6 protein-coding genes are annotated in these 9646 nt (G+C 38.4%); 3 read left to right on the top strand and 3 right to left on the bottom strand.

What is annotated here, in order from left to right:
• On the top strand, positions 1-420 hold a 420-nt coding region (locus B2X72_RS03785; RefSeq protein WP_286848327.1), incomplete at its 5' end, for a hypothetical protein.
• A gap of 55 nt (positions 421-475) precedes the next feature.
• Here B2X72_RS03785 and B2X72_RS03790 read toward each other — a convergent pair.
• The 3 genes from B2X72_RS03790 to B2X72_RS03800 form a co-directional block, all read right to left on the bottom strand.
• Positions 476-1831: a RagB/SusD family nutrient uptake outer membrane protein gene (locus B2X72_RS03790; RefSeq protein ID WP_115049140.1), complete on the bottom strand. Its 1356-nt coding sequence runs from the start codon at positions 1829-1831 to the stop codon at positions 476-478.
• 6 nt (positions 1832-1837) lie between these two features.
• Positions 1838-4894, bottom strand: coding sequence for a SusC/RagA family TonB-linked outer membrane protein (locus tag B2X72_RS03795; RefSeq protein WP_286848328.1), 3057 nt, complete (start codon positions 4892-4894; stop codon positions 1838-1840).
• Between the two features lie 86 nt (positions 4895-4980).
• Positions 4981-6390 carry a peroxiredoxin family protein gene (locus B2X72_RS03800; protein ID WP_115049142.1) on the bottom strand — a complete coding sequence of 470 codons (1410 nt, stop codon included), beginning with the start codon at positions 6388-6390 and terminating at the stop codon, positions 4981-4983.
• Between the two features lie 580 nt (positions 6391-6970).
• Between B2X72_RS03800 and B2X72_RS03805 the strand changes: the two genes are divergently transcribed.
• Both B2X72_RS03805 and B2X72_RS03810 read left to right on the top strand, forming a co-directional pair.
• Positions 6971-7489 (top strand): hypothetical protein, encoded by a 519-nt coding sequence (locus B2X72_RS03805; RefSeq protein ID WP_115049144.1) that lies wholly within the window; start codon positions 6971-6973, stop codon positions 7487-7489.
• 253 nt (positions 7490-7742) lie between these two features.
• On the top strand, positions 7743-9646 hold a 1904-nt coding region (locus B2X72_RS03810; protein WP_286848329.1), incomplete at its 3' end, for a hypothetical protein.

The raw sequence follows: 9646 nt of genomic DNA on the forward strand, positions 1-9646 counted from the left end.
CAAAGTTTTTTGAGGCAACCTTTTTTTGATCGGATAAAAAAGACCACAACCATGATTTCAAAAAAGATCATTAAAAGAAGTCTAATTACCGTTGGCTCGGCATTGACTTTAGTACTAGGTATCGCATTCGCGGTGAATGCAATGGAAAAGAAGGATAGTTTTATTGAGGAGCAACCTGCAACTCAAACATACTACTATCAACTAAACAGTACAACTCCTGCGGATGTTAATAACCGCAATAATTATGCATTGACCAAACCTGGCAACGGACAGGTGGAATGCGGTAACGGAATATATATCTGTGAAATTCAAGATACTCCACACCCATCCGACGCTACAAAACCGGCCATGTCATTGGGTAATGTGACCGATAATCCTGATGATTACGAAGCTGCCGAAAGACCGGCATTTTCAAATTAATGGGATAGTTTTTAAGGAGGGACAGCTCGGCTGCCCCTCCTTTTAGTGACACACTTTATCTTGGGTTTTGGGGCATGCCTGTCAGTTCAATGATCTCAGCAGGTAATGGTAACGCATATCTGTTATCATTTCTCTTAAGCAAAAACTCGCTGTCACCTAACTTGCGAACAGGAATAATCACCCCATCATCAATCTTATTTAAACGTTTGATATCCCCCCATCGGGAATCCCGCATGATAAATTCCTTTCGTCTCTCATCCAAAACTAGTTTTAAGGCGCTCTCCTGCGACATTGAGGCAAGCGGCGGGCTATAAGTCTCATCGTAACGATGACGTTGGAAAATTTCAAGAAATCGCAGTCCTTCCTCTGTTTTATTCAGGCGTATCAGTCCTTCCGACAGATTGAGGTAAGCATCCGCTACTGTAAGTCCCATAAAAAGCCCTCGGGAACCGACGTAAGACCCCTTGAAATTATACGATCCATCTTTATTTCTTTCAAAAAACAGCTTCTTTCTAAGATCATGTATGTCATATGAAGAATATAATAGTGTATCAATTTTACAATAGGACTTTCCAAGCATGTTATAGATTCCTCCTCCGGCCACTATATAAACGATTTCGTCATCAAAACCAAAAAACGGATATCTGGCTTCCTGCGAATACTCTTTATAATCTTTAAGTTTGCTATCGATTTCAAGTGCTTTCTGTGCATACAGAATTGATTGATCAAATTCAGCTCGTGCCTGATAAATCCATGAAAGTAGGACATAAGCTGATATCCTTGACGGTAAGTGCATATTATCTGATTTCAGCGGCAATAAACTTTCCGCTTCATGTAGATCCTGTAATATCTGTTGATAACATGCCTCTACTGTTCCCCTTTCGGAAGGTATATTAAAGTCATCATTCAGTCTTAATGGGATGCCAAGATCAGTTTTAGAAGCGTCTTTATCATATGCATTAGAGAAGAGTGAAAGCAATTTATAATGACCAAATGCCCTGAAGAATAATGCCCTTCCCCTAAGCTCCATTGCACGCCCCTTTATTTTCTTCTCAGAAGCGATCTTATCCAATTTGGCTAATACATGATTGCTGTAATATATGCTCTTATAATAATCCAGCCAAGGATTGAGGTAAAACTGGTAGAAGATTTCTCCTCCCCATGTATATAACTGTCTTTCGTGCTGATCAAATGCTTCCCAGCTAGATTTGTCGAGGTAATAATTATCAGCAGAAGCCTCGCCAAGTCCCATGCTATAATAATTCATGATCTTAGTATTGTTCAATAGCGCATCAAGGTCTTCGAGGCTATTGGCTTCTTTTAGACTGGCATCAGGTTTTTCATCCAAGAAATTTTTACATGAAACCTGAAGGATGATCAATAGATATAAAAAATAGTTGAGCGTTTTCATTTTTTTCTAATTATAAGTCAAATTAATGCCTAGAGAAATCTGTTTCTTAGGCCTGAATTGTGAAAGGTAATCGGGATCAATTCCTTTATTGTTTTTTCTCCAAATAATTCCAAGATTAGTGGCATTGCAGAATAGCCTTCCGGAAACAATTTTATTGATCCTGAATTTATATCCTACAGAAAGATTTTGTAAACGTACATGGCTTGCATCTTCAACTAAAACGGAAGAACTTTGATAGAAAGAGCTACGCTCGGTATCAACAGGGTAAATAAAAGAAGGTATATCTGTTTTGGATTCGTCACCACTCACTTTCCATCTACGGTCAAAATCCCCGCTACCATCGCCTAATCCACCCATGGCAACCAATTCATTATATCCTACTGGAGTCCGTCTAAGTACATGTCCTAATTTATATAGAAAACTGGCGGAGACATCAACGTTTCCTAGCGACATACCGGGGTTAAAATAACCCGAATAGCGCGGAACCACAGTACCTTTGTATTCGAGTACAGATTTATCCTGCAGTTTGATGTTTGGATAATCGATCGAACGCTGACCATCCAGTTCCCCGACAGGATTTCCGTTGGCGTCTAGCCCATTCCACTTATATGCGAGAATAGAATATACCGGATAGCCTACCTGTCCCGTTACTGAAGTACCATAACTTAGAAACTCATAAGCATAATTGCCCTCATAATAATAATCGGTTACTTTATCAGTATTGAAATTGATCATAAGCTGGGGCGTAAAGAAAACACGATTTCCAAATGGAATATTTCCATTAAGCTTTAGGTCAACACCATTGCCTTTCATTGCGGCAATGTTCCGAAGTACACCCTTGTTTGGTATAGCCGTATAATCCACGGGATATCTGCCAAAAAGGTCAGTTCCCCATTTTTTGTAATAGTCAAGAGAACCATTGATCTTACCCGATATAAATGAAAAATCAATTCCAGTATTCCATATTGTATTTTTTTCCCACCTTAGATCAGGGTTGCTGTACTGGGAAATAATAGCCTGCGGCAAGTTGGTATAGCGGTCCGGGCTTGTGTAGCGAATAGTTGTAATGGCTGAGCGCGATTGATCCACATTTCCACTGATACCATATGATCCGCGTAAGCTCAGCGCATCTATCCATGCAATCTTAAAGAAACGCTCTTCCGAAAGATTCCATTTGTAGCCGATAGACCATAGCGGTTGCCACCTTTCATTCGTTTTTACACCGAATAGATTTGAAGCGTCCCGCCTAACACTCCCTGTCAGGACATACCTACCGTTATAAGAAACCGATGCATTTGCATATTGAGATCTTGAACGGTTTATTTTAAGGCTCTTATTATCTAAATATGGAACATAAATGGTCGATTTATCAATAAAGTGAGTGTATGGGTTCCGGTAATCTACTTTTGAAACAGTATACGTGTCGGGATCAAATCCATAGAATCTGTATTGCGCACTCTCGGCATTTGACTGTCTCCACTCCGTTCCCAGTAAAGCTGTAAACAACAAACCCCGCCACCTCTTTTCATAGTTAACACCAAATCTCACATTATGCGTCTTTTGTATCTGATCAGACTGATCCAGAATACCGCCAGTAGGAATTGCCGATGTTACAGTTCGTTTGGCATAGTCTACCATAGCATAGGAATTGATTAGATTTCTGACCATGTAACTATCCTCATCATAACGTTGCTTATCCCGGGTGGATACAAACTGAAAACCATAGTTCCCCTGCAGATTCAGGCCCTTCAAGAGTTTGATATCAGCTGTCACATTTGCCAGCACCATATTTGATGCAAGTATAGAATGCTTTTTTTTGTATTCTATCAGCGGGTATTCGAACCAATCATTTAAGAGCCCTTGCCCTACAGTGTCAAGATATCCTACCCTATTTTTAGCTTGTCTAATTGGATTGCCATCTTTGTCTGCAAGCATGAGGTATGGTCTACCGTTTGATGGACTATAAGCAGTTCTTCCTTCTTGAAATTTATTGTCTACATATTGAAGGTCAGTTGAAAGCCTGATTTTTGGATGCAGTTCAATCTCAATAAAAGTCCTTATTAAATTCTTCTTCAGCTTTTCATCCAGTGTGCCGGTATTGTTGTCCATTCGTGCAGAAAATTGGTAACGCAAGTTCCTGCTACCACCTTCAATACTTAAGTTGTGATATTGGTTGACAGCCGTTCTGTACATATACTTACTATAATCGTCCCTGACATCAAGTTTTCTGTAGTTCGCTATAGCCTGCTCATGATCCTTTCGATCTCCTATCCCATCTCTAATGGCTATTAAATGCTCTACTACAGGCGAAAAATAAGGCATGTTGAAGGAATTTTGATTATCATAACGGCCTTTTTCAAACAGGAAGTTTTCGAGATCGACAACACCCGAAGAAGAAATTCGATTCAAGGAATAAAGGTCCGGTTTTTCCTGTATCTGCACACCGCCTGCTATTGTGACCCGATTCGGTGAATTGTATTTCCCTTTTTTCGTCGTGATTACTATAACCCCATTACCTGCACGGGTGCCCCAAATAGCCGATGCAGCAGCATCTTTTAATATTGTGATATCGTCGATATCTTCCGGATTGATCCAGTTCGGATCACCTTCGTAGGGAAAATTATCGAGCACGATGAGGGGAAGGTTTGTATTATTTATACTGCTCAATCCACGGATAGTCATCGACCGTTTGCTGTCACCCGTCTTATCGAATAGGATCGGTGAATTGCCTTCTAACTTCTGAAATATATTGCTGCCGTACACATCCCTGCTTCGTTGGAGATCTATTTTATCGACTGCGCCTGAGGATATACGCTGATTTATTTTCTGATATCCTGTATTAATTGTAACTGTTTCGAGCATATTATCTTTGCTGGCCAAAGTGACGGACCTGTCTTTAAGCAGCTGACTCAATGCAATTGTAACAGTTTTGTATCTGATATGCGTAAAGGTCAAGCTATCCATATTAAACTTGTTCAGAAGAAAAGATCCTTCATGGTCAGTTTTTGCGACAAAATCTCGTCCTTTGACATTTACCTCTTCCAGCGGATTAAAGCTATCCATGTCGGTGATCTTTATCTTTATTACCTGAGCCTGGCCGTTCACCATCTTTATAAAAATGAAAAGCAAGAATATTAAGTAAGTCGTTTTCATAAGCTTCTCCTTTCTGTTACCTCTATAATTGATTGTTTAGCGCGCTGATTTTTGATTTTCAGCCCATATTTAGACAATATGTCCTGTAAATATTCCTCGTCCCTTATCTTATGGAGATCTATAGAAATCCGGTCCTGTTTATCGATTAAATCACTGGACAAATAGATTGGCACCCTCCGCATATCCTTTTGTTGGTAGTTCAGCGACTTCAGTAGTTCCTCAATCGTCACATTGCCTGCTGGCCTATATAACTTTTTATTTCCTTTTGGATATATCAGTTTGGTTTCAACTTCTTTCTCAACGACTGCAAGGTCATATCCATTTGTATTGAGCAGTGCGATCAATGCATTCCACTTTAATTCCTTTTTTGGGATGTTCAATGGGGCGATAGATTCTAAGCCAGCACCATATTTGGTCAACCATACAGTGTAAGGAAATTTTTGTTGATCTTCGAAGCCGAAGTAGTCGAACTGATCTTCATTACTTATCTTTAAAAAGATCCTATTATGCCAATAAACATCAAGGAGCTTGTACATTGCAAACAACAGACTATGGTTTGTTAGGTAGAGCCTTTGTATGCTATCAGTCTTTTTATAAGATCCAAACGCTGAAAGTCCGCTTATAGGCCCCATTATAACGGTCCGGGATTTTATAGCATCCTTAATTCTACTGTTTTTTTGGTCCAGGATGACTTTGGTTTTATCAAAATTAAGGATATCGCTCTTTGCAAGATATTCTTCATATTTACCTCCTTTCAATTTTTGGACATTTTCAGGTAACAATATTTCAGAGTGGGCAATAGTCAAAACTTTCCCCTGTTGGATGACTACGACGTGCGGAATTATCCTATATGGAAAATAAGCGCTGAGCACTGTATCGCCAATTATTGTTGGAAAGTTAAGCTTAAACCTTCCGTTGAACTTGGTGACTTCTTCCTTGTCCTGATAAGTGACACCGAGGAATGCTATATCTGCATCAGTATACGCATCTGTTTTAACATACTTTTGTATTGATCCAATACAGGCACCACACCATGTAGCCCAGAAGTCCAGAATGATCAGTTTTCTATTTTTGAGTTCATTAAGAGTTACTGTATTCTTATTGGATCTGTTGTACATAGCGTTTAAGGATGCAGTCCAAAATCCATCCGGAACTGTATCACCTATTTTCAGTGGTTTGATTATTTTCAGCCCATCAGCCCCGCTGTCCCTGCGGGGCGTCTGAGCCGATAAACTAAACATATGAAATACAGTAGCAATTACTAAAAGAGTCCTTATGGTTAATAGTTCTCTTAAGCTATATGCTTTATTTTCAATACACGTAGGTCGCGCATTTATTAAATTTACATACTGGGTTGCCTGTTTTGAACAGGCAATACCGATCCCAGTCCTTATAAAATTGTTCATTTTAAGGTTTTAAAAATGGTCATAATTTTTCCCTTTCCTCGCGGAGACGCTGGATCAGGTCATTAGAATAACTCGTAAAAATGTTCCGATATAGTAGTCTCTAATTGGTTACAAAGCAGATGATATATTTACAATGACACTTTTTCGGATGGTCAAAATGACCTCTAGCCTTATACGGCTAAGGGGGATTGGGATTAATCGAATGTTTGTTTTTAATAATCATAACTCGTTATTGGTTAAACGAGTCTTGTATCAGGAGGTAGCTTGATAAATATAGGGCTACATGCTGTGGCTACAAATTAAGTTTCTGACGCCTAACGTAACACAGACTAACAGTAGCCCCATATCTATCTTATCAAGCAAATATAATAAAAGCTTTTATATAAGAATAGACATGGGTATTCATAACTACTGCCTTGCGTTACGGCGTCAGAAAATGTAGCCGCAAGACTCTTTGTTTTAAATACCTAAGTTCTTTCCGAAAGCATCTGCTCTCTTCCTATACAAAGATAATAAACAAATCACAAAAAAAGAATTAAATGTCACTTTTTGTAACTCGATAGTACTCCATATTTGACTTATGACCAGTATAAATAGAAAAGTAATTACTGAAAATATCCTGAAGCTAATTGACAGTAATGGTATTGAAGATAGTGATTTTGCAAATCTTATTGAGAAATCAACTAGAACTCTATCTAGAATAAGAAAGGGGCAATCTTTATTTAATATAGATGCAATTAATGTGGCAAGCTCATTTTTTGACAAATCGTTAATAGAACTTAATAAACAATACATAGTGATTGAAGCTGATTCTCGTAATAAGTTAAAACACATCCATAAGAATAATGTTGCGTATTCTAGCTTGCTAGAAAAACGACCAAGCATCACTTATGCGATAACCTATCACCTATTGAATAACAAAGAGTTTTGTTCAACAGGTATGATAGTCGATAAAATCAAAAAGCTTTTTGATTCTTTGGGATGGAATTATTCTAGCTCATATATATCTAGTTCCATGAGGAGAAACAGTAAATACATTGCTGTCGCTGGTACTGCGATAGTTGATGGCAATGAAGTAAATGTCTATAAATCTAAATAATTTTGTTCTTTTGAAATCTCTAAAATGTTTAAGTGTTTTGGGCGTAGCATTAGCTATCTTGGGATTAACATTAAAGAAAAAAGGAATTATCAAAAGCTAGAAACACTTAATAAAACATCAAATTATAAATTTATGAAGTTGGATATACTGTTTATATAATTTAATACCCGCCGCCAAGAGGGGTTTTGCTTACAAATCGCATAGTAAAGGGCATAGTATTTTGTATATTTATAGAAATAATATAAAATAATCTATGAATACACTTACCCAGATTGAAAATGCTTTAAAGGCAATAGATCAAGCAAAATTTCAAACGCTAGTAAATCACTTATTGTATTTGCAGGGAAATAATTTCATAGGTGCACCTGGTGCTGTCGTGGGCAAAGAAAAAACAAGTAAAGGGACTCCGGATTCTTTCTTTTTTGATGGCGACAAATACATATTTGTCGAGTGTACTACGCAAGAAAAAATCAGAGACGCTAAAACTTTCTGTAAGAAGCTCAGCAATGATATAGACCATTGTTTTGAAGAAGGCAAGACAGCCGTCAATAAAAAAAAGGTGGCTAAAGTAGTTTTAGCATGTAACGAGAAAATCACCGTCGAAGAGCACGGTTTGTTAGATGCCAAAGTAAAGGCATATCATGTCGAAGCTGAATTCGAGGTATTAAATATTCAGAATCTCCCAATGCTTATCTATGAGTTTCCTAAACTGGCAGAAGAGTATTTAGAGATTTCAATTTTAAAGGGAGATATTTATCCACTTGAGGATTTTCTTCTCAAAACAAAGACCGGACTGCAGCCATCACTCACCAATGAATTTATTGGCAGAGAAGAAGAAATAAAAAACGGCATTGCGGCACTAAAGAAGCACGACATCTTACTATTGTCAGGTGGTGCCGGTGTAGGAAAATCGAAATTAGCGGTAAAGATACTTGATAAGCTTTCAAAAGCAGACCACATCCCCATAGTCATTCAAAGTTCAGGTGTACCGCTGTGGGACGACTATCAGCATCTATTTTTACCGAGCAAGCAGTACATTATATTATTTGACGATGCCAACAAGTCGGTCAACAATCTAAACTACCTGCTCAGCAAACTCAGGGAGTCAAAATCGTACGCAGCAAAATTGGTCATTACGTCCCGGGACTACGTGAAAAAACAGGTATCGGCTGCCTTGGAAGACTGGTCCTATCAGGAGTTTAATATTCCTGAATTCAAGGACGCAGAAATCGAGAAAATAATTGTCTCAGCACTACCCAATCTTAAGCATTATCCTGATATCATACGAAAGATCGTTGATCTGGCCAAAGGAAATGCCAGAGTGGCCTTGATGGCAACCTATTCGGTTACTCCCGATGCGGAAACAAACTACCTGACTAGTCCAGTCCTTCTTTACGAAAAGTATTTTAAAAAGATAGCGGAAGAGATCGGAATTTTCGATGACCCATTAACCCTGAAAGCCCTTGCCATTGTTTCATTCTTTGGCGTTTTAGATAGAGATAATGAAGAACAGAAAGCTGTCCTTGAAGACAAATTTGGAATTGACTGGAATGACGTATGGTCTGCTATACTGGAACTGCATAACAGCGAAATCGTAGATGTGTATTCAAATGAAATAGTAAAAGTATCAGATCAGGTTTTGGCAACATATGCCTTCTATAAATGCTTTATCGATGACCAGACCGCAGTGATAGATTATGCAGAATGGATTTTAGCTTTTGTTGAAAAGCATTCTAACAAGATTCGCACTACACTAGTTGACGTGAATAACACCTTTACAGATCAACATATAAAAGATTTAGTATTACCTCATTTGAATAAGGTAGCTGAACGTATGGTATCGGAGGGCCAACAGTACACATTCTATAATCTTTTTTGGTTCTATAAGGGTCGTGATTGCCTGCTTTATATTAGAAAATGGATTCAGGCCCTGCCACAAGAAGATCTGCCAGCAACATTTTCCTTTAACGACGAGGCTAATGACCATGTGTATACCACCAAATACTTTGAACTTTTAACTGGTTTCTGGAATTATCCAAATGAATTGTTCAAACCTTCATTGGAATTGACATTAGCGCTGGTCAGTAAACAACCAAGTCGATTGCCCGAAGTTTTAAAGTGTCTTCACGATCGCCTCAGCTTTAAAGTTCAAGACTT

The sequence above is a fragment of the Sphingobacterium sp. UBA7253 genome (assembly GCF_002472745.1).
Taxonomy (GTDB): domain Bacteria; phylum Bacteroidota; class Bacteroidia; order Sphingobacteriales; family Sphingobacteriaceae; genus Sphingobacterium; species Sphingobacterium siyangense.

Coding starts and splice junctions, on each gene's coding strand:
- B2X72_RS03790 (WP_115049140.1), bottom strand. CDS start 1,831: ATGAAAACGCTCAACTATTTTTTATATCTATTGATCATCCTTCAGGTT.
- B2X72_RS03795 (WP_286848328.1), bottom strand. CDS start 4,894: ATGGATAGCTTTAATCCGCTGGAAGAGGTAAATGTCAAAGGACGAGAT.
- B2X72_RS03800 (WP_115049142.1), bottom strand. CDS start 6,390: ATGAACAATTTTATAAGGACTGGGATCGGTATTGCCTGTTCAAAACAG.
- B2X72_RS03805 (WP_115049144.1), top strand. CDS start 6,971: ATGACCAGTATAAATAGAAAAGTAATTACTGAAAATATCCTGAAGCTA.